The sequence below is a fragment of the Halococcus hamelinensis 100A6 genome (assembly GCF_000336675.1).
Classification (GTDB): Archaea; Halobacteriota; Halobacteria; order Halobacteriales; family Halococcaceae; genus Halococcus; species Halococcus hamelinensis.
The window spans coordinates 115,079-139,696 of record NZ_AOMB01000032.1 but is presented as its reverse complement, the minus strand read 5'-3'; the positions used below and the strand labels follow the sequence as shown (position 1 = coordinate 139,696).

General features: G+C 66.0%; 20 protein-coding genes and 1 pseudogene. 9 read left to right on the top strand and 12 right to left on the bottom strand.

The annotated features are described in order from the left end of the window. Positions 1-11 precede the first annotated feature (11 nt). Positions 12-1,004 carry a ribonucleotide-diphosphate reductase subunit beta gene (locus C447_RS11220; RefSeq protein ID WP_007693948.1) on the top strand — a complete coding sequence of 331 codons (993 nt, stop codon included), beginning with the start codon at positions 12-14 and terminating at the stop codon, positions 1,002-1,004. A gap of 49 nt (positions 1,005-1,053) precedes the next feature. Here the strand turns inward: C447_RS11220 and C447_RS11215 are convergent, their stop codons facing one another. Beyond that, the gene (locus tag C447_RS11215; RefSeq protein ID WP_007693946.1) at positions 1,054-1,389 is read right to left on the bottom strand and encodes a DMT family transporter; all 336 of its coding nucleotides are present in this window, start codon (positions 1,387-1,389) and stop codon (positions 1,054-1,056) included. Positions 1,390-1,532: 143 nt separating this feature from the next. Continuing rightward, positions 1,533-2,396 (bottom strand): DUF3891 family protein, encoded by an 864-nt coding sequence (locus tag C447_RS11210; protein ID WP_237713470.1) that lies wholly within the window; start codon positions 2,394-2,396, stop codon positions 1,533-1,535. A 129-nt stretch (positions 2,397-2,525) separates the two neighbouring features. Here C447_RS11210 and C447_RS11205 point away from each other — a divergent pair, with 129 nt between their 5' ends. Both C447_RS11205 and C447_RS11200 read left to right on the top strand, forming a co-directional pair. Further along, positions 2,526-2,924 carry an acyl-CoA thioesterase gene (locus C447_RS11205; protein ID WP_007693941.1) on the top strand — a complete coding sequence of 133 codons (399 nt, stop codon included), beginning with the start codon at positions 2,526-2,528 and terminating at the stop codon, positions 2,922-2,924. Positions 2,925-3,103: 179 nt separating this feature from the next. After that, on the top strand, positions 3,104-4,297 hold the full coding sequence (locus C447_RS11200) for an MFS transporter (protein ID WP_007693940.1): 1,194 nt from the start codon (positions 3,104-3,106) through the stop codon (positions 4,295-4,297). Between the two features lie 13 nt (positions 4,298-4,310). Here the strand turns inward: C447_RS11200 and C447_RS11195 are convergent, their stop codons facing one another. Further along, entirely contained in the window at positions 4,311-4,826 is a 516-nt protein-coding gene (locus tag C447_RS11195) for an SHOCT domain-containing protein (RefSeq protein ID WP_007693939.1), read from the bottom strand. 109 nt (positions 4,827-4,935) lie between these two features. Continuing rightward, on the bottom strand, positions 4,936-5,772 hold the full coding sequence (locus C447_RS11190) for a carbon-nitrogen family hydrolase (RefSeq protein ID WP_007693938.1): 837 nt from the start codon (positions 5,770-5,772) through the stop codon (positions 4,936-4,938). Here C447_RS11190 and C447_RS11185 point away from each other — a divergent pair. The 5 genes and pseudogenes from C447_RS11185 to C447_RS11165 all read left to right on the top strand — a co-directional run bounded on the left by C447_RS11185 (position 5,771) and on the right by C447_RS11165 (position 12,946). Beyond that, a complete protein-coding gene (locus C447_RS11185) occupies positions 5,771-6,823 on the top strand; it encodes a S66 family peptidase (protein ID WP_007693937.1) in 1,053 nt (350 codons plus the stop codon). The genes C447_RS11190 and C447_RS11185 overlap by 2 nt on opposite strands. A 78-nt stretch (positions 6,824-6,901) precedes the next feature. Then, the gene (locus C447_RS11180; RefSeq protein WP_007693933.1) at positions 6,902-7,690 is read left to right on the top strand and encodes a hypothetical protein; all 789 of its coding nucleotides are present in this window, start codon (positions 6,902-6,904) and stop codon (positions 7,688-7,690) included. 129 nt (positions 7,691-7,819) lie between these two features. Continuing rightward, on the top strand, positions 7,820-8,839 hold the full coding sequence (locus C447_RS11175) for a lysylphosphatidylglycerol synthase transmembrane domain-containing protein (RefSeq protein ID WP_007693931.1): 1,020 nt from the start codon (positions 7,820-7,822) through the stop codon (positions 8,837-8,839). 46 nt (positions 8,840-8,885) lie between these two features. Next, positions 8,886-9,125: pseudogene (locus C447_RS18790) on the top strand (cation:dicarboxylate symporter family transporter); the annotation flags it as partial. A 656-nt stretch (positions 9,126-9,781) separates the two neighbouring features. Further along, a complete protein-coding gene (locus C447_RS11165) occupies positions 9,782-12,946 on the top strand; it encodes a glycoside hydrolase family 2 TIM barrel-domain containing protein (protein WP_007693928.1) in 3,165 nt (1,054 codons plus the stop codon). 18 nt (positions 12,947-12,964) lie between these two features. Here the strand turns inward: C447_RS11165 and C447_RS11160 are convergent, their stop codons facing one another. The 5 genes from C447_RS11160 to C447_RS11140 form a co-directional block, all read right to left on the bottom strand. Next, entirely contained in the window at positions 12,965-14,650 is a 1,686-nt protein-coding gene (locus C447_RS11160; protein ID WP_007693926.1) for a glycoside hydrolase family 2 protein, read from the bottom strand. 106 nt (positions 14,651-14,756) lie between these two features. Then, on the bottom strand, positions 14,757-15,863 hold the full coding sequence (locus C447_RS11155) for an ABC transporter ATP-binding protein (RefSeq protein WP_007693924.1): 1,107 nt from the start codon (positions 15,861-15,863) through the stop codon (positions 14,757-14,759). Positions 15,864-15,869: 6 nt separating this feature from the next. Further along, positions 15,870-16,718 carry a carbohydrate ABC transporter permease gene (locus C447_RS11150; RefSeq protein ID WP_007693922.1) on the bottom strand — a complete coding sequence of 283 codons (849 nt, stop codon included), beginning with the start codon at positions 16,716-16,718 and terminating at the stop codon, positions 15,870-15,872. A gap of 1 nt (position 16,719) precedes the next feature. Further along, a complete protein-coding gene (locus C447_RS11145) occupies positions 16,720-17,703 on the bottom strand; it encodes a carbohydrate ABC transporter permease (RefSeq protein WP_007693920.1) in 984 nt (327 codons plus the stop codon). After that, the gene (locus C447_RS11140) at positions 17,704-19,044 is read right to left on the bottom strand and encodes an ABC transporter substrate-binding protein (protein WP_007693918.1); all 1,341 of its coding nucleotides are present in this window, start codon (positions 19,042-19,044) and stop codon (positions 17,704-17,706) included. A 152-nt stretch (positions 19,045-19,196) separates the two neighbouring features. On the opposite strand from C447_RS11140, the gene C447_RS11135 reads away from it, so the two are divergent. After that, positions 19,197-20,003, top strand: coding sequence for an aldo/keto reductase (locus tag C447_RS11135; RefSeq protein WP_007693917.1), 807 nt, complete (start codon positions 19,197-19,199; stop codon positions 20,001-20,003). Between the two features lie 69 nt (positions 20,004-20,072). Here the strand turns inward: C447_RS11135 and C447_RS11130 are convergent, their stop codons facing one another. From C447_RS11130 to C447_RS11120, 3 genes are all read right to left on the bottom strand, one after another. Next, positions 20,073-21,170 carry a Gfo/Idh/MocA family protein gene (locus C447_RS11130; RefSeq protein WP_007693916.1) on the bottom strand — a complete coding sequence of 366 codons (1,098 nt, stop codon included), beginning with the start codon at positions 21,168-21,170 and terminating at the stop codon, positions 20,073-20,075. Positions 21,171-21,316: 146 nt separating this feature from the next. Then, positions 21,317-22,657 (bottom strand): DUF362 domain-containing protein, encoded by a 1,341-nt coding sequence (locus tag C447_RS11125; protein ID WP_007693915.1) that lies wholly within the window; start codon positions 22,655-22,657, stop codon positions 21,317-21,319. Between the two features lie 94 nt (positions 22,658-22,751). Next, positions 22,752-24,578 carry a DUF2264 domain-containing protein gene (locus tag C447_RS11120; protein WP_007693914.1) on the bottom strand — a complete coding sequence of 609 codons (1,827 nt, stop codon included), beginning with the start codon at positions 24,576-24,578 and terminating at the stop codon, positions 22,752-22,754. Between the last annotated feature and the right edge of the window lie 40 nt (positions 24,579-24,618).

Genomic DNA, 24,618 nt, shown 5'->3' with positions numbered 1-24,618 from the left:
TACTTCCACCAATGCCGATCCTCAACACCGACGCCGAACACGACCCGAATCAGATCCTGCCGATCGACTACGACTGGGCGCGCGAGTACTACGAGGCCGGGGTCAACAACAACTGGGTGCCCGAGGAGGTCCCGATGCAGGACGACGTCACCCAGTGGAACGGCGACGAACTCTCGGATGCGGAGCGCCAGCTCATCGAGTGGAACCTCGGGTTCTTCTCGACGGCCGAATCACTCACCGCGAACAACATCGTGCTCGCGGTCTACGACTACGTCACCGCCCCGGAGTGTCGCCAGTACCTCCTCCGACAGGCCTACGAGGAGGCCATCCACACGGACACGTTCATCTACTGCTGTGACTCGCTGGGCTTCGACCCCGAGTACCTCTACGGGATGTACGACCGCGTGCCGTCGATAAAGGAGAAGGACGATTTCGTGGTCGACCTCACGCAGGTGATCGACCGGGACGACTTCACCATCGAGACCGACGAGGACCTCCGGAACTTCCTCCGAGACCTCGTCGGCTTCTACGTCGTCATGGAGGGCGTCTTCTTCTACGCCGGCTTCGCCATGATGTTGGGGCTGAAACGCCAGAACAAGATGGTCGGCATCGGCCAGCAGTTCGAGTACATCATGCGCGACGAGTCGCTCCACGTCGGCTTCGGGGTCGACCTCATCAACCAGATCCGAACCGAGAACCCCGGTGTCTGGACCGACGCGTTCGGCGAGGAAGTCGCAGACCTCATCGCCGACGCCGTCGACCTCGAGAAGATCTACGCCTACGAGGCCTGTCCCGACGAGATCCTCGGCATGAGCCCCGACCAGTTCGCCGAGTACGTCGAGCACATCGCCGACCGACGGCTCGAACAGCTGAACCTCCCCGAACGGTACGGCACCGAGAACCCGTTCCCCTGGATGTCCGAACAGGTCGACCTCAACAAGGAGAAGAACTTCTTCGAGACCCAGGTCACGGAGTACCAGAGCGGCGGCAGCCTGGACTGGTAGACGACCCCGTCCGTCGCCGGTCGTGAGACCGCGACGACCGAGCCGTTTCTCAGACGCCGCTTCCGCTGCCGGTTACCTCTAGCCCTATCACGCCGACGACGATCAGCCCGATGAAGCCGAGCCGGGCGATGCTCGACGATTCGCCGAAGAGCACGATCCCGAGGAGGGCCGTCGCGCTCGCGCCGATGCCGGTCCAGACCGCGTACGCCGTCCCGATCGGGAGCGATTGTACCGCCTTCGCGAGGAGAACGACGCTGATCGCCATCGAGACGACCGTAGCGACGCTCGGCAGGGGGTCGGTGAATCCGTCGGAGAGTTCGAGGCCGATCGCCCAGCCGGTCTCGAACACCCCGGCGACGACGAGGTACAGCCATGCGGTGTTCATCGGTCGTGGGACGGGCTCCGGACTGTAGTTACTACCGCTTCGAACTCGGTGGTCCCTCGCTTTCGCCGCTTCGATGGAACCTGGCGCTCGTGGAGCGTTCGACGCGCGATGGTCGTCATCTCGAAGACCGTCTTTCCCACCAGTTAGCGGAGCGTGAACTCGACCGACCGCTGTTCCGCACCGTAGAACGCCGCGACCAACTCGCTCTCGTCCGTCGAATTCAGGTCCAATTCGGGAACGGTTCGCGCCGGCACGGACACTGCGAGCGGCGCGGTATCGAACGGCGATGGCTTCGTTTCGACCGTCGACGGCCCGAGCGGTTCGATCCCGAGCGATGCCGTCTCGGAGTCGGCCGTGGGCGCGGGGCCGATCTCCGTTCGTTCGAGCGAGGCCGACCCACAGAGGAAGAGCGAGAGTACGTCGACGGTCTGCAACAGGAGGTAGTTCCGCCAGAGTCGACTCCCCGCCGCGGACGCAGCCAGTTCTTCGACGGTCCCGGTCTCGTGGAGGTCCGAGAGCAGTTCCCGTTCGTCCTCCCCGGCGTACTGGCTGTAACGGCCGTCCCGTAGCTCCGTGAGGCGCTCGCGCTGGAAACGCTCCTGCTCCGCGATGAACGACTCGTAGGGAGGTTCGTCCGACTGGTCGGGGATCGACGGTCGAACCCCGTAGCCACCTCGATGGAGCCCGGTCGCGTGCATCGAGGTCAGGAGGCCCGCGTACGCGTCGACCGCCGCGACGGCCTCGATCCCCCGTGTGTAGAACGACACCCACTCCTCGTCGGGAACGTTCGTGAAGTCCCGGAGCGTCCCGTCGTCGGCGCGGTGTGGCCGCAGGTCGTAGTCGTGCCAGCCGTGGTCGTGATGGGTCGCCGCGAGACACACCGCCGAGCGCGGGGCGGGCTCGTCGAACCTCCCGTTGCCCCAGTGTGCCGCCAGCCGGCCGGCGAGCGCCCCGTGGTCCGGCTGGGTCACGAACCGATAGCCGTCGCCGACCTCGGTGATGATCATCGTCACCCGTTGGTCGAGCGCCCCGATTTCCCTTTCGGTGGTGCTCGTTCGTTTCGCTCCGGTCGTGGAACTCGATGCATAGCTCGTGAACATGGACAGGGTTACAAACGACTCGTGACGAGCGACCGTATGACGACCCAACACGAGTTCGAGACCACGATCGCGGTCCGGTTCCGCGACATCGACGCGATGGGGCACGTGAACAACGCGGTCTTCGCGACCTACCTCGAACAGGCGCGGGCCGACTACTTCCGCGAGGTCGTCGGCGCGGGGCTCACTGAGGTCGAGACCGTTCTCGCGTCGCTGACCGTCGACTTCCAGCAGCCCATCGCGCCGGACCAGACGGTCACGGTCGGCCTCTCGATTCCCGACCTCGGGGAGTCGTCGATCCCGATGGAGTACGAGATCCGCCTCGAAGACGGCACGGTGGCTGCCACCGCGGAGACGGTGCAAGTGGTCTACGACGCCGAGGCGGAACGCTCGCGGCCGATCCCGACGGCGTGGCGGACCGCGATCGAATCGGCGTGAGGACGCTCGCTGGAACGACCGGTACGGAGACTCGGTTCGGAGAACGGAACCGTGATCCCCGCCGACGAGGGAAAACCCATCTTCGGCGGTCGTCAGCGTCGACCACCACCATCGTTGGTGATGTAGCAAGCGTAAAAAACGACCGACGAGAAGGGAAGTACAGGAGAATCAAGTCCCACGTGAACCCGCTCTCGATACCGAGACGAACGGTTGCCGACCTCTGGGGCGGCAGCCGCGAGAAGATGCTCTTCTCGGTCGCTTTCGGCTGGTTTCTCTCGATCAGCCTCCGGATGGTCTATCCGGCGTTGTTGCCCTACCTCCGCACCGACTACGGGCTCTCGCTCTCCACGGCCGGCCTCCTGCTGTCGGTGCTCTGGGTCTCGTACGCGTGCGGCCAACTCCCCGGCGGGATCCTCGCCGACCGGGTCGGTGAACGGCTGTTGTTGGTCGTCAGTTCCGTTCTCGCGGCGACGATGCTCACGCTCGTCGTCGTCTCGGGTTCGCCCGGCGTTCTGTTCGTCGCCACAGCCCTGTTCGGCGTCGGGACGGCGCTGTACGGCGTTTCACGGTTCACGATCCTGGAGAAGATCTACCCGGAGCGCCTCGGGACGGCGACCGGGGTCACGATGGCCGCCGGCGACCTCGGGAACTCGGTAATGCCACCCCTCGCGGGCTCGATCGCGGTCATCGCGGCCTGGCAGCTCGGCTTCGGGTTCGCTATCCCGCTGTTCTTGGTCGCCGCTGTCGGGCTCTGGGTGACGCTTCCGGAGCGCGCCTCGACGGGGTCGCCGACCGAATCGTTCGGCCTCGACGGGGTCGTCTCGACCCTCACCCGACCGACCGTGCTGCTCGGAACGATGCTGCTCGTTCTCTGGAGCGTGGTGATGCAGGCGGTGATCGGGTTCTACCCGACGTACCTCACCGACGAGAAGGGGCTCTCGGTACAGGCCGCGACCGTCCTCTTCGGTTTCTTCTTCGCGCTCGGGATCGTGTTGAAACCGGTCGCCGGTCGGGCGTTCGACCGGGTCGGCGTTCGCGCGCCACTCCTGGTGTTCATGGGCGGGGCCGGGATAGCCCTCTGCCTGTTGCCGTTCGTCGGGGACCTCTGGTTGCTCGTCCTCGTTACCGTGCTCGCCAGCGGGCTGCTCGGCTTCGAGACGATCGTCATCTCCGACCTCACCCAGCGCCTCCCGGACGGCGCACAGGGCACCAATCTGGGCACGCTTCGGACAGTGTACGTCGGGCTCGGGGGACTGAGCCCGATCCTCTTCGGGGCGATCGCCGACTGGGGCTACTTCGACGAGGCCTTCCTGGGGGCCGGCGCGCTCGCGCTGGTCGTCGTGCTGGTCGTGTTCGCCACGATCGACTACTGAGTTCGCGAGCGGCTCACGACGTGCGCCGGTCCAGCGCGGCTTCCCGCTCGTCGTTCACGCGTTCGTCGTCGACCGAGTCGTCCGCGACGAACCGGTCGAGTTCGCGTTCGAACGTCGTCTCGTCTATCTCCCCCGCGACGTACCGCCGTTTCAGCTCCTCGAGCTTCTCCTCGGTCGTCGGCTCCGGCGGCGTGAGGGAGTCCGCGACCCCGAGTTCGTCGAGGACCGGATAGCGCTTGCCGGCGCGTTCGGCCGCGCTGCCGAGGCGTTCGCTCTTCGGGAGCGAGAGTCGACGCAGTATCCCCCAGCTAACGCCGACGGTGGAGACGGTCAGGAGGACGAAGAGCACCGCGACGACCGGTAGATACGGCACCGCGAGGTCGGTGACCACTCCGACGAGCGAGACCCCCGCCGTGAGCGCGGCGTAGACGACCAGGCTCACGTAGCCGAGAACGACGACCAGCAGCCCCCCGGAGACGAGCAGCGTTCCGATGGCGATGGCGAACGCGTTCTCCCGGAGCCAGCCCATACGGCGTTCGTTCGAGGGCCAGCCACCTATACTTCGTGCCTCCCCTCTGAAGCCCGGGAACGACAACTCGGCGTGACTCCGATCTGATCGTGGCGACGACGTCACTCCGCTACTCGTCGCTCGGGTCGAGCCGCCGGTCGTCCAGAACGGGGAACTCGTTCCGGGTCCGCTCGACGGCGTCGAGGTCGATCCTCGCGAGCGTGACGCCCTCGTCGGTGCCCGCGTTCGTCCGCGGAACGCCCCACGGGTCGACCACGAGGCTGTTGCCGGCGAGTTCGACGCCGCGGTTCCGGCCGGTGAGGTTGGCCGCCGCGAGGAAGACCTGCTCCTCGACGGCCCTCGTTCGCGCGAAGAGCGTCCAGTGGTCGAGCCGCCGGTGTGGCCACGCCGAGGTGACGAGAAAGAGCTCCGCGCCGGCGTCGCACAGCGCCCGATACAGCTCCGGGAATCGGAGGTCGTAGCACGTCGTGAGCCCGACGGTGCCTATCGAGGTGTCGACCACCTCGATCCGTTCGCCCGGCGTGAGGAGCCGGCTCTCCTCCGACTCGTAGCCGAAGAGGTGGATCTTGCGGTAGCTCCCGATCCGCTCGCCGCTCGGATCGAAGAGGAGGCTGGTGTTGTAGAGCGCTTCGCCGCTGGCTTCGACGATGCTGCCGGCGTGGAGGTGGATCCCCAGCTCGTCGGCGAGGTCGGCGAGCCGCGTGGCCGTCGGTCCGTCGATGGATTCCGCGTGCTCCCGATAGTCGTCGAACGCGAAGTAGCCGACGTTCCAGACCTCGGGCAACAACACCAGGTCCGCACCGCGTTCGGCCGCCCACTCGATGTACCGCGTCGCCGTGGCCAGGTTCTCCTCCGGACTCGATTCGGCCTCGAACTGGACGAGCGCTATGTCTATCGCCATCGCGTTGGGAAGGATTATCACTCGCAGCGTGAAATGGGCTTCCATGCCCGAGTTCGTCGTTCCGCCGCCGGTCGAACCCGGCGACAGCGTGGCCGTCCTCTCGCCGGCATCCAACGCGCCCGAGAGCGCCCGGTTCGTCTACGAGCTGGGTCTCGAACGCATGCGCGAGGCGTTCGACCTCGAACCGGTCGAGTACCCGACCGCCACCGCCGACCCGGAGTGGCTCGCGAAGAACCCCGAGGTCCGTGCCGCGGACGTCATGGACGCCTTCCGCGACCCCGAGATCGCGGCCGTCGTCGCGAACATCGGCGGTCACGACCAGATCACGGTTCTCCCTCATCTCGACGGCGACGTGCTCCGGGCGAACCCGACGCGGTTCTACGGCTGGTCGGACAACACGAATCTGGCGCTCTTCCTCTGGAACGAGGGTGTCGTCTCGTTCTACGGCGGCTCGACGCTGACCGAGTACGCGATGGACGGCGAGCTGTTCGCCTACACGGAGGAGTACCTCGGCCGCGCGCTCTTCGAGGACTCGCTCGGCGAGTGGCGCGAGGCGACGGTGTTCACGGACCAGGCCGGCGACTGGGACGACCCGCGTTCGATCGAGACGAAGCGCGAGATCGAGGCGTCGGACGGTCGCCTCTGGCGCGGCGGCGAGGCGTCCGTCTCGGGGCGGATCTGGGGCGGTAACTACTCGGTTCTCGTCGAACAGTTCCTCGCCGAGCGCTACCTGCCCGACGAGGAGCTACTGGACGGGTGTATCCTCGCGATCGAGACCAGCGAACTGGTTCCGGACCCGGCGGTCGTCGGTGCGAACCTCCGCGCGCTCGGCGAGCGCGGGCTGCTCGAACGGTTCGACGGGGTGCTCGTCGGTCGGGCGGCTGCCCGCTCCCACGCGGTGGACAACCCGCCGGAGTGGCGGGCGGACTACCGGGAGCGCCAGCGGAACGCTATCGAGGAGGTCTTCCGGAACTACAACCCGGACGCGCCGGTCGTCCTCGACTGCGAGTTCGGCCACACCTACCCGACGTGTCCGCTCCCGATCGGAGCCGAGATCGAGGTCGTCCCCGAGACACGGTCGCTCCGATTCGTGTAGGACGGTACGCCCTACAGCCCGAGCCGACGCTCGGTTTCGGATAGTCACTCACATGTACGCCCCTCGTCTCCCGTGCGTATGAGCGACGACACGCAGACCACGCTCGGCGGCGGGGAGGCGGATATCGACGAAGGGGACGGGGCGGACGAGCCGCGAACGAACGATTTCGGCGACGAACTCGGCGAGCACGAGACCCGCGGCGGGTACAGTCGATACACCGTCTCCAGCCTGCTCCAGAAGGCGGTTCGGCGCTCGGACGAGGAGTGTGCGGCGTGGGCCGCGTGGGAGCTCGCGCGCTCGGGCTACGCCTGGAACCTCTGGGACCGGCTCGCGCTCTACGTCGTCGAGGACCTCCGTGCCGGCGACGAGGTCGTGCTCCACGTCCATCGGTACGAACGACTCGCCAACGACCACTGGAGCCCCGAGGAGTGGGAGGGCCGCCTCTGTGCGATCCACGCCGCGCTCGCGGCCGCCCGCGCCACCTCGACTCGGGAGGCCACCTACGCGAACGACTACTTCGAGAAAGTCGCCCAGGAACGCGCCGAGGCACGGCGTGCCGGTCGTGAACCCGCTTACGACTTCCCGGTCGGCGACCTCGAACCCGGCGGCGAGTTCGACGTGATATTCGACCAGCACACCTACGAGGGGGCGAAGATGGACCGCAACGGCCGCTACTTCACCGTCCACGGTGCCCGGGTCGGACCCGAAGGCGAATCGGACCTCGGCGAACGCTGGCGACGGCGGAGCCTCGACCTCGACGACCGCGACTACACCGATGCGGAGCGCGATCACGCGCTCGCGCCGGTCGATCCCCAGGATCGATGGACCGAATCGGACCGCCCCGGGGACGATGACAGGGAGGAGTAACGAACGAATCCTCGCCAGCTAGTCCCGAGAACTCCGCAGTTTCGGGGCCGTCCGGTGAACGCGGAACGAACGGATGGCCACGAAAGCGAGACGCAAAGTACATACTCCCGTTGTGTAGTTGGTACGTGTATGGTCGAGAGTGGACGGCTTCGGACCACGGCGCTCGGTTTCCTCGGTGCCGTGGCCGCGTTCGCCGTCGCGATCTGGGTCATCGGCCCACACGAGATCTACGGCGCGCTCGTCATGAGCCAGCCGACGATCCTCGTTGCGATCGTCGGCGTCGCGGCGTGCTGGCTCACGGCGTGGGGGCTCTCGCTGCGAACCGTGCTGGACGCGCTCGATGCACCCGTTCCCGCCTCGACGGCCGTGCTGGTCTTCGCCAGCGCCACGTTCGCCAACAACGTCACCCCGTTCGGCCAGGCCGGCGGCGAACCCGTGAGCGCGCTGCTCATCTCGCGGGCCTCCGACCGGGAGTACGAGACCGGCCTCGCCGCGATCGCGAGCGTCGACGCCCTCAACTTCGTCCCCTCGATCGGGCTCGCGCTGGTCGGTTTGGGCTACTTCGCCACCACGATCACGTTCGGGACGGACCTCACGCTCGCCGCCGGTGCCGTGGTCGCGTTCGCGGCGGTGTTGGTCGTCGGTGCCGTTCTCGGGTGGCGATACCGCTACCGGATCGAGCACGGCGTCGTCGCGACGCTCGCGCCGCTGGTCCGGCGGACCGCCGAGGCCCTCCCACGCGTCTCCCCACCCGAGCCCGACGCGCTCGAAGCCCGCATCGAGGAGTTCTTCGCCGCCGTCGAGCGGGTCGCGACGAGCCCACGGAAACTGGCGCTGGCGCTGCTCTTCTCGACGATCGGCTGGGTGGGGCTGGCGACGTCGCTGTGGCTCTCGCTCTACGCGCTGGGCTACACCGTCCCGTTGGCCGTCGTGCTGGTCGCGATCCCGGCGGGGGCGATGGCGAGTATCACCCCGCTGCCGGGTGGGCTCGGTGGCGTGGCCGCCGTTCTGGGGGCGCTCGTCGACGGGACCACGGTCGGTATCTCGGTCGCCACGATCGCCGCCGCCGTCCTCATCCATCGGGGGGCGACCTACGTTCTCCCGACGATGGTCGGCGGCGGCGTCGCGGCCGTGCTCGTCGACCAGTGACTACGGAACCGGTGGAACCGTTCCCCCCGGGAACACGCTCGTCGGATCGGCGGTATCGCACTCAGCCGTCTCCAACAGTAGGTCGACACCGGCAGAAGTCATCGCGATGATCGCCGGCATCGACCCCCTCCTCGACCGCCTTCGCACGATGAACAACGTCGCCGGCGACCTCGCGGTGAGCACCGTCGTCGGGAAGTGGAACGACGCGGTCGACCTCACGGCCGGCGTGTGGGCCGGTGGGGTCGGCGACGGCGACGTGGTGGCGAGCGAAAGCACGGCCGACTGACCGCTCGCCGGGAACAGGTCTTCGGACGACCGTCGCTCATCGACCCATGCCGTCGTGGCGAGTAGTCGACGACGGGACGACAGCGATACACATAGCCGACGTAGCCATCTCGAACGAACACACGTCGAAACAGAAAAAGTAACTCGATTTTTCCGAATTGATCGTAGATCCGACAGCTCTCGGAATCAACGTTCCTCGTCGAGATGGAAACCCCGCTTTCGCAGGCGATAAAAGGCCGAATCACGCAACGAAGGATACCCGACGGCAGTATCTCGATCGATACGTTGTGGTCCGGTGTCATCGAGGTGATCGGTTAGTTGGACGTGACGGCAGGACTGTGCTGAAGGATGGAGAGAGCCCAATAGCGAGGTATTTCGTTCGCTTTACGCTCCGTGACGACCGACCCGACCGAACGAATCGAACGAGGTTCGCCATGTGGGCCGATCGAGTATTTTGCTTTGATTACATCGTTCAGCCGTTGGTAGGACAGCCCCACCATCGATCCGTTTCGAACCCGGTTCGTTTCCGACCCCGGCCGACCGACTCGCTTCTCGAACCGATACCGGTACGCTCGGAGCGGATCGATATCGGGAATTTCGTGGAGTAGCAGTCGGTTCGGTGGAAAGGAATAACTACCCGTTCCGCGAGGTGTGTGCATGGTTGCTGACTGGCTGGATCCGGCGGTCATCGGTCGGAATCGGATCGACCCCCACGTACCCGTGGTGCCGTACGCCGACGCGACGACGGCGGTCGTGAGGGATCGAACCGCCTCGCCCTGGTTCCGCTCGCTGAACGGTTTCTGGAACTTCTCGCTGGTCGAAACCCCGGCCGACACACCCGATGGGTTTCACGACCCGGACTTCGACGACGGCGACTGGGACGAGCTGCGGGTTCCCCGGAACTGGCAGACGGCGGGCCACGGCGAGCCACACTACACCAACGTCGTCTATCCGTTCCCGGTCGACCCGCCGAACGTCCCGACCGAGAACCCGACCGGGCTGTACCGCCGGTCGTTCACGATCCCGGAGGGCTGGAGCGAGCGGCGGATCCGGCTTCGGTTCGACGGCGTCGACTCCGCGTTTCACGTCTGGGTGAACGGCGAGCGGGTCGGTTACAGCGAGGGGAGTCGCCTCCCCTCCGAGTTCGACATCACCGAGTCGGTCTCGCCGGGCGAGAACAGCCTCGCGGTCCGGGTCTACAAGTGGTCCAACGGCAGCTATCTCGAGGACCAGGACATGTGGTGGCTGAGCGGCATCTTCCGGGACGTCTCCCTGTCCGCGAAGCCGACGGTCCAGGTTCGCGACGTGGACATCCGTACGGAACCCGACGACGAGTTCGAGGACTGGACGCTTCGAGGCGTCGCCGACGTGAGCAACGTCGGCGAGACGAGATCGAGCGCACGGGTCACGGCGGCCCTTCGGGACGAGGACGGGTTGGAGCTCGGGGTCGATTTCTCGGAGACGACCGTCGCGCTCGACCCCGGCGCGACCGAGGAGGTTCGCTTCGAAGCGGTCGTCGAGGAGCCCGGCCGCTGGACGGCGGAGACCCCCGCCCGATACCACCTCACGCTGACCGTGGTGGAGGGTGATTCCTCGATCGTCGTGAGCCAACCCGTCGGGTTTCGGGACGTGGCGATCGAGGACGGTCGGCTCCTCGTCAACGGCGAAGCGATAACCGTCCGTGGGGTCAACCGACACGACTTCCACCCCGACTGGGGCCGTACCGTCCCCGTCTCCGTGATGCGGGAGGACATCGAGCTGATGAAGCGCCACAACGTCAACGCCGTCCGGACGGCCCACTACCCCAACGACCCGCGGTTCTACGACCTCTGTGACGAGTACGGGCTCTACGTCCTCGACGAGACGGATCTAGAGTGTCACGGGCTGGAGAAGGTGGGCTCGACGCCCCACCTCAGCGACGACCCGACCTGGGAGGCGACCTACGTCGACCGGATGGTGCGGATGATCGAGCGCGACAAGAACCACCCGAGCGTCATCGTCTGGTCGCTCGGGAACGAGTCCGGGTTCGGGGTCAACCACGAACGGATGGCGGAAGCGACCCGCGAGCGCGACCCGACGCGTCCGATCCACTACGAACCCGACGAGGACCAGCGGGTATCGGACATCATCGGGCCGATGTATCCCCCCTTCGACCAGCTCGACGCGTGGGCGGCCGACGACCTCGACCACCCCGTCATCCTCTGTGAGTACGCCCACGCGATGGGGAACGGACCGGGGAACCTCCGCGAGTTCTGGGACCGCTTCGACGAACACGACCAGCTCCAGGGCGGGTTCGTCTGGGACTGGATCGACCAGGGGCTCCGACAGCGCACCGACGACGGAACCGAACGGTTCGCGTACGGTGGTGACTTCGGCGACGAACCCAACGACGGGAACTTCAACGTCAACGGCCTCGTCCTCCCGGACCGCGAACCGTCGCCGGGGCTCGTCGAGTACAAGAAGGTGATCGAACCGGTCGTCCTCCGCGACGCGGGCCGCCGGTTTGGGGAGATAGTCGTCGAGAACCGGTACGATTTCCGCTCGCTCGACGGCCTCGACGCGTCGTGGTCCCTGCGCGCCGACGGGGTCGAGACCCAGGACGGCTCCCTCCCGCTTCCGACGGTCGGCCCCGGCGAGGAGGCGACGGTCGAGGTTCCGGTCGCACCCGACCGCCTCGATGCGGACGCCGAGAACGTCCTCACCATCGAGGTATCGCTCGCACACGGGACGCGGTGGGCGAAGCGGGGCCACACGGTCGCGACCGGGCAGTTCGAACTCCCGGGCAGCGACCTCGGGACGCGGTCCCTTCCGGGACCGAGCCGCGAGACGCGGGGCGCGCTCACCTGCGACGCCACCGACCGGGGGATCGTCGTCTCGAACCCCGCCTTCGAACTCGTCTTCGACGACACGTTCGGCCGTATCGACTCGTTTCGCTACCGTGGTCGTGATCTAATCGACCGGGGTCCGACGGTCGGGTTCTGGCGGGCCCCGACGGACAACGACCGCGGCCTGCCGCTCGCCCGGACCTTTCTCTCCCGGATGACGAGGAGGCAGGAGACGGGGACGAGGGTCGAGGCGTCGGACGTGCGAACCGTGGGCTTCGAACAGCTCTGGCGCGAAGCGCGGCTCGACGAACTCGGGTTCCGCGCCGACGAGGTCGCCTGTGAGTCGACGGACGGCGAACGGGTCGTCGTCGACGTCGTCGGCCGTATCGCGCCGCCGATCTACGACCACGGGTTCGCCGTCGAACAGTCCTACACCATCGAACGCGACGGCTCCGTCTCGGTCGAGACGGCCATCGAGCCCGAAGGCGACCTCTCGATGCTCCCCTCGTTACCTCGTGTGGGGCTCGACCTCGCGCTCGACGGGAGCCTCGACCGAGCCACCTGGTACGGGCGCGGGCCGGGCGAGTCCTACGTCGACAGCAAGGAAGCGGCGCTGCTCGGCCGGTACAGCCGACCCGTCTCGGAGCTTCACACCCCGTACGTCCGGCCACAGGAGAACGGCAACCGGACCGACACGAGGTGGGTGGCGTTCGCCGACCGACGTGGCGTCGGCCTACGGGTTATAGGGAACGAGTCGTTCGACTTCAGTGCCCACCACTACGACACGACCGACCTGACGGCGGCGGACCACGACCACGAACTCCCGCGTCGGGAGGCGGTCTCCGTCTCGCTCGACCACGACCACTGCGGGCTCGGGACCGGCAGCTGTGGGCCGGCGACGCTTCTGGAGTACCGTATCGAGCCCCAGCCGTTCGCGTTTCGATTCGACCTCCAGCCGTTCGACCTCGGTGGCGACGACCCGCTCGAACGGCTGTAGCGTGGCCCGTCCGTCGACTCAGTTCGGCCCGTCGTCGAGCATCCCCTGGAGCCGCCAGTAGGCCTCCTTCGGTCGCCTGAACTCGTCGACGATCCCCTTGTTGTTCTTCGTCTTCGGGCGCTTCATCGCCTTCCGGGGGTCCGTTCTGGTGTCGCAGTACTGCCAGACCGTCCAGCCCGTGACGTACTCGGCCGCGTCGAACGTGTCGATAGCCCGTTCGAGGAGGTCCGCCTGGTACGTCTCGCTCCACTTCTGGTCGTCCCAGGTCCGTTCGTTCTGGATCGCGCCGGCCCCGAACTCCGAGACGAGGATCGGTTTCTCGGGGTGGTGCTCTCTGACCTCCTCGAGGAACTCGTCCCAGTTCCGGTCGTCCCTGTACCACCCCCAGTAGGCGTTGAGGCAGACGAAGTCGACGTACTGGAGGCAGCGGTCCTCGTGGCCCCGCCAGTCTGTGTTCGACGCCAGCGTCAACGGGCGCGAGTCGTCCCGCTCCCTGGCGACCTCGGCGAGCCGTCTCGTCGCGTCGGCGACGCCGTCTTGGTGGTTGTAACACTCGTTGTGGAGGCTCCAGGCGACGACCGACGGGTGGTGTCGGTCGCGTTCGATCATCTCGCCGAGCATCCGTTCGCCGCGTTCGAGGACGTGTTCCCGAGCGAAGTCGTCCCCGTCGTACTGCCAGTACGGGATCTCTTCGAGCACGAGGATCCCCCGCTCGTCACACAGGTCGAGGAAGTACGGGTGGTTCGGGTAGTGCGAGGTCCGGATCGTGTTACAGCCCAGCCGTTCGATGATGTCGAGGTCCCGCTCCATCAGCTCCAGGGGAACCGCGTGCCCCCAGTCGGGGTGGTCCTCGTGTCGGTTGACCCCGGCCACGTCGACCGGCTCGCCGTTGAGCAACAACGACCGTTCGGTGACGTCGACCTCGCGGAACCCGATCCGATCCCGGAGTTCGTCCTCGACGCCGGTCTCGCTCGAAAACGTGGCCCGGACGTCGTACAGCGTGGGGTCGTCGAGCGACCAGCGCTCGACGTCCAGCCCGAGTTCGACCTCGTGAACCGACTCGCCGCTCGGGACCGTGACCGACTCGCCGACCCGCTCGTCACCGACTTCGACGGTGACCGTCCCGTTAGAAGCCTCACCCGTGTTTCGAACGAGGACTTCGGCGGTCACCGTCGCGACGTCGCCGTCGAGCCGATACCGGACCGTGGGGTCGTCGAGATAGCTCGTCGGGACGGTCTCAAGGAACACCTCGCGGGTGATGCCGCCGTAGGGGAACCAGTCCGTATCCGGCAGCGGGAGGCTGTGGGGCGTACGCGAGTTGTCGACCCGGACCGTGACGTCGTGTGTACCCGTATCGAGTCCCGATAGATGTGCCCGAAACGGCGTGTAGCCGCCGTAGTGGGACGCGACCTCGCGACCGTCGACCCAGACGGTCGCCTCGTGCGCGACGGCGGTGAACCGAAGCAGCGCGTCCGTGCGTTCCTGGAGGTGGAAGCTCCGATGATACCAGGCGGGATCCTCGTGGTCGTAGTACTCGGGGGTCGTGTTCCAGGTGCCCGGGACGTACTGGCCGTCGTGGTCGGCGGGGAACGAGTCGTAGTACGCGTCCCGCTCACCGACGTCGTTCGGGTCCGGAACGAACTCCCAGCGACCGTCCAGGGAGCGGTACGTACGAGTCCTCGATGTGGGAAATGCCCGCTGCATACGTGGCCTCCAGCGGGTGGGGAATTAAGTCTGCGTGTTCGTTCCCGGTTTCCGAAATTCCGGACCGCGATCGGACCGACCCGTCGAGCGATGACGCGTCGAAGAGTCAGATCTGCGTTCGCATCGAGTCGATCTCGTCGGTCTTCGTCTTGATCGCCCGCCCGGAGTCCGGCTCGAAGAAGTAGACGGCCTCCTCCTCGAACGCCAACCCGACCTCGTCGTCGGGTTCGGGGCGGATCGAGGAGTCGGTCCGTGCGACGACCTCCTGGCCGCCCAGTTCGCCGTAGATGAAGTTCTCGTTCCCCATCTTCTCGACGACGGTCACGGTCAGGTCGTCACCCCGCTCGTCGATGGCGAGGTCCTCCGGGCGAACGCCCATTCGCGCGTGGGACCGCTCGCCGAGGTCGAAGCCGGAGAGCCGGTAGGTGAACCCGCCCGGTCCGGCGAGGCGGGTTCCCTCGACGGTCACGTCGAAGAGGTTGATGCTCGGGCTGCCGATGAAGTCCGCGACGAACTCGTTCACGGGGTTTCGGTAGAGCTCCTCCGGGACGGCCGCCTGTTGGAGGACCCCACCGTTGAGAACCGCGATCCGGTCGCCCATCGCCATCGCCTCGGTCTGGTCGTGGGTGACGTAGATCGTCGTGACGTCGAGTTCGTTCTGGAGCTCCTGGATCTCGGTTCGCATCCCCGCCCGGAGCTTCGCGTCGAGGTTCGAGAGCGGCTCGTCCATCAGGAACACGCCCGGCTCGCGGACGATCGACCGTCCGAGGGCGACGCGCTGTTGTTGGCCGCCCGAGAGCTCGCCCGGTCGTTTTCCGAGGAGGTCGTCGATGCCCATCATCTCGGCCGCGTCCGTCACGCGCGAGTCGATCTCCCCGCTCGACAGTTGCGAGGAGAGTTTGAGGCCGAAGCTCATGTTCTGCTTGACCGTCATGTGGGGGTAGAGCGCGTAGTTCTGGAACACCATCGCGACGTCGCGGTCGCGGGGGCGGAGGTCGTTGACGACCTCGTCGTCGAAGCGGATCTCGCCGTCCGTGACGCTTTCGAGCCCCGCGATACAGCGGAGGGTGGTTGACTTCCCGCAGCCGGACGGTCCGACGAAGACGATGAACTCCCCGTCCTCGATCGAGAGGTCGAGGTCCTCGACCGCAACGATCGCGCTGTCGCCCGTGTCGTACTCCTTCGTGAGTTCGTTGATTTCGATCTGTGTCATACTCTGTTACTCCTTCACCGCTCCCGCCAGGATACCGTTGACGAAGTGGCGCTGGAGCGCCACGAACACGATCAACATCGGGACGATCGCTATCAGCGCCGCGACCATCAGCTGGTCGAACGCCGGCGTCTGCTGGCTCACGATCGTCGTGAGCGCCACCGGGATCGTGAACTTGTCCTGCTGGAGGACCACCAGCGGCCACAAGAAGAGGTTCCACTGGAAGAGAAAGAGGATGACCGACAGCGCGGCCATCCCCGACCGGACCGTCGGCAGCGCGACCCGGTAGTAGAGCTGGAACTCCGACGCACCGTCCATCCGGGCGGCCTCCAGGAGGGAGTCGGGTATCGATTGCATCGTTTGCCGCATGAAGAAGATCCCGACGGGATACGCTGCCCACGGCAGGATGATCGCCGCGAACGTATTCGAGAGCCCGACGTTCGAGACCAGCAAGAACAGCGGGATCACGAGGAGATTGATCGGGATGATCAGTGTTCCGAGGATCCCGAGGAATATCGGCTCCTTGAACCGGAACTCGTACTTCGCGAACGCGAAGCCGCTCATCGAACAGAGGATCAGCGAGAGCACGGTGTAGACGGTGGCGACCAGAACGCTGTTGATGACGCTCTGATAGTAGTTTGCGTTCTGACGACCGGCGAGCGCCTGGGCGTTGTCGAGGAAGTTCGTCCCCGGAAGCAATCGCGGGAGGCTGCCCGCGCTGCCGAGGATCTCCGTCTGTGGAAGCGTCGACGCGACGAGGAGCCAGTAGATCGGGACGATGACGAACATCGTGGCGGCGATCACGAAGCCGTAGCCACCGAACTTCCAGAGGGCCTCGCTGCGGGCTTTCTCGTGCATCTCAGTCACCCACCCGGAACTGCATGAGGGAGATGACGCTTACGATCACGACCAGCAACACCGTCAGTGCGGAGCCGTACCCCAACTCCAGGTTCTGGAACGCGACCTGGTAGATGTAGTAGACGATCGTCCGTGTCTCCTCCAGCGGTGCGCCCGAGGAGATCAGGATCTGTGGCTCGGCGAACTTCTTGAAGATCGAGATCGTGCTCGTGACGATGATGAACAGGAGCACGGGCCGGAGCTGTGGTATCGTGATGTACCGGAACTTCTGGAGCCTGGTCGCGCCGTCGATCTCCGCCGCCTCGTAGAGGGATCCGGAGATGGTCTGGAGCCCGGCCAGGAAGATGATCATGTTGTAGCCCGTCCACCGCCAGACGGACATGAAGGCGATCAGATTCCGGGACCAGAACCCGTTTTGAAGCCACGCGATCGGGTCGATCCCGATGAGGACGAAGAGGCTGTCCGCCAGTCCGCCCTCGGCGACGATGGCGACGAACACCACCGAGTAGGCGATCGTGTTCGCCGCCGTGGGGATCAACAGGAGGCTTCGGAACGTGTTCCTGAATCGGATCAGCGCCGAGTTGAGTGCGATAGCCAGACCCAACGGAATGATCACCATCGTCGGGATCAGGACGGCGAACAGGTAGACCGTGTTGAACAGGGACTGGTGGAGGACGCTATCGCTGAGCATTCGCTCGAAGTGCTGTAGCCCGACGAACTGGAGGTCGAGAACCTGTGGTATCGTGATGTATACGAGACCGAGGTTGATCCCCAACAGCGGCTCCGCGGAGACCCCCTGATACACGAAGAACGAGAGAACCAGCGTGAAGAAGATCGGAAAGGCGAGGAACACCGCGAACAGGATGAGCATCGGGCTCAAAAGCACGAAGGGCGGGTTTAGCGTCGAGGGCAACAGACGGTTCAACCGCTGACGCTTGTACCGGAGTTCGTCGTATAGTTCGGTTCGTCGGTCGATCGAGCTCATTTATGCGACGTCCCGGTCGGTCTGTTTCGCCGCCTCCTGTACCGCTTTTTCGTGTGCTGCCTCCGGGCTGGCGTTTCCGTAGACGACCCGGCGGAGCTGTGTGTTTATGACGTCCATGACCGTCGGACTGTCGACGGTGAACCGGTACGGCGGGATATCCGGGAGCTGCTCGACCCAGAGGTCGCCGAGCTTCTGTCCACCGAAGAAATCGAATCCCTGACTGAACGCGTCACGCTCGTGTGCCGGCCCGAAGGCGGGGAAGTTCCCGACGTTTTTGAAGAGCCACGCCATCTCGTCCGCGTTGGCGTTCGTCTTGAGAGCGAAATCGAAGGCGCGACGGGCGACGTCGTCGCTCACCTGCTTCGGGATGCAGAGGCCGGACCCGCCACGGTTGCTGGCACGATTCCCGCCTTCCTCGAAGGCGGGGAGCTTCATCGCTCGCCACTTGCCGGCGGTGTCCTTGACGGATTCTTGAAGCGTCGAGTTGAACCACGCGCCCGAGCAGTAGCCGGTGATCGACCCATTACTGAACCCGCTGAACCACTGTTGACTGAAGTTGGCGACTTTGTTGGTCAGCCCTTCTTCGCCCAGTCGGTTGAGCAGTCGAAACACGCCAAGCGAAGTATCGTTGTCGAACGCGAGCCGTCCCTGTTTGTCGAACTCCTGTCCACCCTGTTGCCAGTACAGCATCCGCCAGTAGAGGTCGATCGCTGCCGAGGGGAGCGAAAGCAGCGCGATATCGTCGGGGAGCTTCTTTCCCTCCTCGATGAGCTGGTCCCAGGTCTCGATATCGGCATTGAGTCCGTGTTCGTCCCAGACGTCCTTCCGGTAGAACAAACTCGTCGGGTTGATGTCGTACGGGATCTCGTAGATCTCGTTGCCGCTACCGGCGGTCGTCCAGATCGACGAGGGGAACTTGTTCTTGATGTTCGCGTCCTCGATCCAGGGCGAGAGGTCGCGGAGTCCACCGGTGTTCGCGACTTGCTTCAGCGAGGCGTACTCGACCAGCGCCGCTCCCGGCGCGTCGGTACCGGACAGAAGCCGGGTTTGCATCCGGTCGATGATCTCGTCGTACCCCATGTTGGTGTGGTTGATCGACACCCCGGTCTCGTCCTGGTACCGCTTCATGTGGTGATTCCAGCTCCCGCTCATCTCCCAGAAGCTGAAGGAATCGGCCATCGAACCGGAGTAGCCGTTGGCCGCGCTGTTGTTTCCGGAGGCGTTGCCACCGCCGGAGCCGTTACCGGATCCGTTGCCGCCGCCGGACGAATCGGAGGGCGGGTTCGTCGTGATACAGCCCGCGGCACCGGTGATCCCGAGACTCCCGAGGAGTGCCAACATCTCTCTGCGTCCACGCTGTTTGTGAGGGCTCGCCATGCCTACCAAGAGCGTTTCCTATGTAACTATAAATAATTTTCCCTTGTGGGCGTCGGTGAGCGCCCCCGATGCGGGCGATCCAAAGAGATATATGAGGATGGATGGCACCTACGTGCATGCACCTGCCGGAGATCGGACTGGGGACGTGGCAGAACACGGATTCGGAGACCTGTGCCGAGAGCGTGCGGACGGCGCTCGACGTCGGCTATCGTCACATCGACACCGCACAGTACTACGGCAACGAGGAGGCCGTCGGGGAGGGCATCGACGCCGCCGACGTTCCCCGAGACGAGGTGTTCGTCGGGTCGAAGGTCCACGCCGATAAGTTCGGCCTGTCCCACGACCAGGTGATCGAGGGGCTCGAAGTCACGCTCGATCGGCTTGGTCTCGACTCCCTCGATCTCTTGTACGTCCACTGGCCGGTCGGCAACTACGAGGCGGCCGAGACGATGCCGGCGTTCGACGAGCTCGTCGACCGGGGACTGATCGACCACGTCGGGGTCTGTAACTTCAGCACGGAACTGCTCGACGAGGCGATGGACCACCTCGACGCCCCGCTGTTCGCCCATCAGGTCGAGACCCACCCGCTGCTCCCGCAGGACGAACTCGTCGACCATGCACAGCGACACGAGTACCACCACGTCGCGTACTCACCACTCGCTCGCGGGGACGTCTTCGACATCCCCGAAGTCGTCGAGGTCGCCGAGAAACACGACGTGAGCCCGTCGCAGGTCAGCCTCGCGTGGCTCCTCTCGAAGGAGGCGGTGAGCGTGATCCCGAAGGCGACGAGCGAGGAACACGTTCGGGACAACTTCGATGCGCTCGACCTCGAACTGAGCGAGGAGGACATCGAGCGGATCCGGGCGATCGATCGGACCGAGCGGTACGTCGAACGCGACGGCGCGCCGTGGCTCGACGCCTGAGTCGGCGAGCGCGGAGAAACGACGGAATCGACATCTTACGTTTTTACCCCGATCGGAGCTTCGAACGGCTTACCAGGACGTTATCGGGACCGCGCGGAGCGGCTGGGCGAGGGGGACGTCGACCGTCGACCCGGTGTAGTGTGAGAGGTAGAAGCCGACGATGATCTCCAGCGACCGGGTGGCGTCGGTTCCGGGTGAGAGGTTCTCCTGCTCGCCGTTGAGGATGTCCTGCACGTGGACGGCCGCGTTCGCGAACGAACGCCTGTAGTCGTCCTCCCAGGTCCACGCCCCCTCGATGCCCGGGAGCGGCCGTTCGACGTGCTCGCCGTCCTCGAGCGACCAGTACCGCCAGACGCCGTCGTCGTTGTTCATGTAGAGCTTCCCCTCGGTCCCGATGAAGTTCAGCGTCATCGAGGAGACGTCCCGGGGGATCGTACAGTCGACCGTCACGAACGAACCGTCGTCCATGACGACGTGACCGCCGCCGCCGGCGTCGTCGACGTCGAGCATCGTGTCGAGCGAATCGACCGCCTCGTTCTCCCCGGTGATGTAGCCGCTGACGTGTTCGGCCCGGGTATCGAGGAGATAGACCAGCGTATCGAGGACGTGCGTCGAGTTGCGCATGAGCTCCATCCGGTACTGCGTGCTCACCGATTTGACGTCGCCGAGCAGGTTTCGCTTGCGAACGAGGTCGCGGAGCCGCTGGAGCTTGTTCGTGAATCGGAAGGAATGGTTGATCACCAGCTCCGTTCCCGTTTCCTCGCAGACCTCGACCATCTCCTCGGCCTCGTTGACCTGGGAGGCGATCGGCTTCTCACACCAGACCACGTCGGGGTTCGCGGCGGACCGCGCGGCGTCGACCGTGTGTCGGTGGTGGAGGTACGAGGGCGTACAGACGGAGACGACGTCGAGGTCCTCGGCCGCCAGCATGGCCTCGTGGCCGAGGTACTGCTGGTCGGACGAGAGGTCCCACGCGTCGCCGAACGTGGCGAGGTTCTCCTCGTCGATGTCGGCGACTGCGACGAGTTCGACCTCCTCCGTGCGTTCGTAGCCGCCGGCGTGGCTCGCCTCGATCCGCTCGGTGCCGATCACGTCCTCGTCGTGCATCCCGAGGATCCCCATCCCGGCGATGCCTCCGGTGCCGATGATTCCTGCGGTGTACGTCATAGATACTCGAATTCCGGTTTCGGTTGGTGGGTTTGCATGGTGTGGCGGGACCCTGTTCTCCGTCCGCACGGTGCGAACGGCAAGGCACGTCTTCGATCCTCCCTCATCTGTAATAAATGTTTGAGTACGGGACGGCCCGCACGTGGCTACGTGTCCAGCGACGGGGCCGCGAACTCCCCGTCCGCGAACTCGATGGGCGAGGGCTCCTCGACCACCCGCAGGTCGTCGCGGTCGCGCGCCAGCTCCACCAGCCTCGTCGAGGCGTAGAGCCGGTGGAGATGCATCGTATCGGGCGCTCGAACGACGCGCACCGTCTCGGTGTCGACGACCCCGATCGTCGACAGCGCGGCCACCAGCCCCGCGTGGTCCGTCTCGACGACCGGCGGCAGCCGAACGCCGCGGATCGTGCTCGCGGTCAGCGCGTTGATGAGCGTCGTCGAGGCGTCGAGTTTCGCCGCGATGTCCCGGTGGACGACGTCGGCCGACCCGATACCCATCGCGTTGCCGTGGGTCGTCTCGGTGAAGTCACGCACGTAGATCCGCTTGATCTCCGGCCGCTCGGGTTCCGGCTCGTTTATCGCGAACGGCCGGCGACCGATCACGTTGGTGTCGATCCCCTGCCCGCTGATGTCCTTGCCCTGTCGGTCGAAGACGACGACGTCCAGCGAGTCGAACGGTAGCTTCGGCAGCAGGTCGTAGGCTCGCTCCAGCAGCTCCTCTTCCCGATGCAGGAAACCGCTCGGCGGGACGCCCTCGACGAGCGCCGTCTCGTCGTACTGGTCCTCGACGACCGCGACGCCGCCGACGACCGGGAGGGTCACGAGGAGCTGGTTCGTGATCTCGGGGATCATCTCCCGGAACGACCAGTCGACGGCCCACTCGTGGGCGATCTTCGCGCCGCGCTGTTTGCCCATCCCGATGACCAGCATCTTCGAGAGCCCGCTCTCGACCGTCCCGTCGAAGTCGGTGTGGGGCTTGACCCGGTTGACCGGGATGATGCCGTCCGCGGCGGCGGCGTTCGCGTCGGCGACCACGGGAACGTCGCGGTCCGCGGTCCGACCGACCTCGACGACGTCCATCTCGGATCGGATCGCACAGCCGACCGCCGACTCCGTCACGCCGAGGTCCTCGAGCATCGCCCGCTGTCCCTCGCCGGTGGCACCGCCGTGACTCCCCATCGCTGGGAAGACGAACGGCTCGTACCCCCGTTCGTCCACGGCCTCGACCACCCCGGCGACGATCGCCGGGAGGTTCGCGATACCCCGGCTCCCGACGCCGAGCGCGATCTCGCCGCCGTCGGGGACGTCCTCGAACGGGAGCGAGTCCACCGCCCGCGCGGCGTGGTCGCCGATCGAGTCAGTTCGAATCGACTCGCTCTCCCATCGCTGTTCGATGACCCCCATCTCGGGGAGCGGCGGGTCGTCACAGGCGTCTATCACGACGTCCTCCGGGACGGCCAGCGCGCGTGCGGCCTCGTCTGTGTCCATACCCGATCCATCAGGGAGTTCGATAATAAACCTGACCGTGCCGACCGTGCATCAGTCCCTCGCCGCACTTCGGACTATGGCGGCCCTGAGAACCCTACTCCGCCCCGTTCGACGGGTCGAGGAGCCGCTCGCCGTCGGCGGTCTCGACTGCGATCCCCGCTTCCGTCGGGACGGCCGTCATCCCTCGCTCCCAGGCGGCCTCACGGTCGGGACTGGCCCGGACCGCCGACCCGAACCAGTGTTCGCCCGGTTCGTAGGTCTCCCGCAACGTCGGTACGACGGTTCGCGAGTGATGCAGGTTCGTGTTCGGTTCGCCGTCGATGACCGTGGCCGACCGGTCGGTCCCGAGGCTCGCGATGGCGCTCATGCCGTTCGGATAGCGAGCGAGCGCGGTCCCGTCCCCCGTTTCGTGGGTGAACTCGGTCCCGTCGTCGCCCGTCCGGTCGAGGGCGAACCCGCCCTCCTCGGTGTGTATCGTCCGGTCCGAAACCAGCCGGTGGAGCCGGACGTGCGAGGGGAGCGCCGGCGCGACCCACGAATCCACGCGGACGCCGTTCCACGGCTCCCACCGGGAGACGACTGTCGTGCCTTCCATCTCGGTCGCCGTCAGCGACCCCGGGGTCTTGAACTGGTCGCCGTCCAGGCTGAGCGCGAGCGCGCTGTCGTGACCCGCCCGTCCCGGGCCCGGGGACCGCCCGGCGACGGAGAAGCCGAACTCGGTCGAGTACGCGAACTTGGTGTACTTCTCCCGTCCGTGGGTGCTGTCCTGTGGGAGCGAGAGCGCGAACAGGTGGTCGTCGGCCCGACAGATGACCTTCCCCGCTTCCGGCTGCACGATTCGGGTCGGAAGGTCCGGCAGGGGTTCTTCGGCCGCCTGCCAGAACGGATGGTCGGCGGACAGCGCGAGCGGGAAGAAGGCCTTCATCGCCCAGTACGGCGAGTTCGGGGAGTTGTAGTCCTCGGACATCTTGATGCTCGGGTACCGATAGCCGACCGAGAGCAACCCGCCGTCGGTGAATATCGGCTGGTCGAGCCACCACCTGACGTTCCGTGCCCACAGCCCTCGAATGACGCCCCAGGGGAGCGGGTCGAGCCCGGCGAACGCGAGCCCACCCCAGAACGACGCCTGCGCGAAGCGGTAGGTCAGGCTCCGACCGTACGGGAGCGCCCGCCCGTCCTCCGCGAACCAGTGGACGTGATGGCTGGCGAACGTCTCGGCGCGGGCCCGGAACCGCTCCGCTCGCTCCGGGTCCGCCTCGCCGGCGACGGTCGCGTAGACGAGCCCGTAGAAGTGCATGGCCCACGGGAGGTAGTAATCGACGGGGCTCCGGTCCGATGCCGGCCCGTCGGTGTACCAGCCGTCCCCGCGATAGAACGATTCGAGTCGGTCGAGCGAGTCCTGCGTGCGTTCCCAGTCGTGTCGCGCCCCGACCGACCGGAGCCCCACGTTCACCATGACCCGGAAGAACAGCCAGTTGCAGTCGGGGAGTTCGGCGTCGTTGATCTGGTTCAGCCACGCGACGAGCCGGTCCCGTTCGACCTCGGAGAGCGGCTCCCAGAGGTGCTCGGGCGTGAGTGCGAGCCCGACGCCTATCGCCGCCATCTCGACGTGCTTCTGTGAGTGGTCCCCCGCCGTCCCCCAGTATTCCTCGTGAGAGGGGTCGGTACCGTTGACCAGTCCCTCCCGAAACAGCTCCCATCGATCGAACTCGCCCTGGGCACCCAGAGGAACGATCCCCCAGAGAGGTCGGGCGAACCCCTCCAATTCCGCCGCGACGTCGGGGAAGTGAGCGCCGGAGGCCATCGGCCGAACCCGGGCCTTTCCCGGGCTGAAGTGTGCGGACAGCGGCTCGAAGAGCTGTCCGACCGCGCGCTGGAAGTCGTCCCGCGTTCGAAGCGGATTGTCCGCTACCGGATCCATGGCCGAAGGAGACCAGTGTCCCTCATAAATGTATAGCATA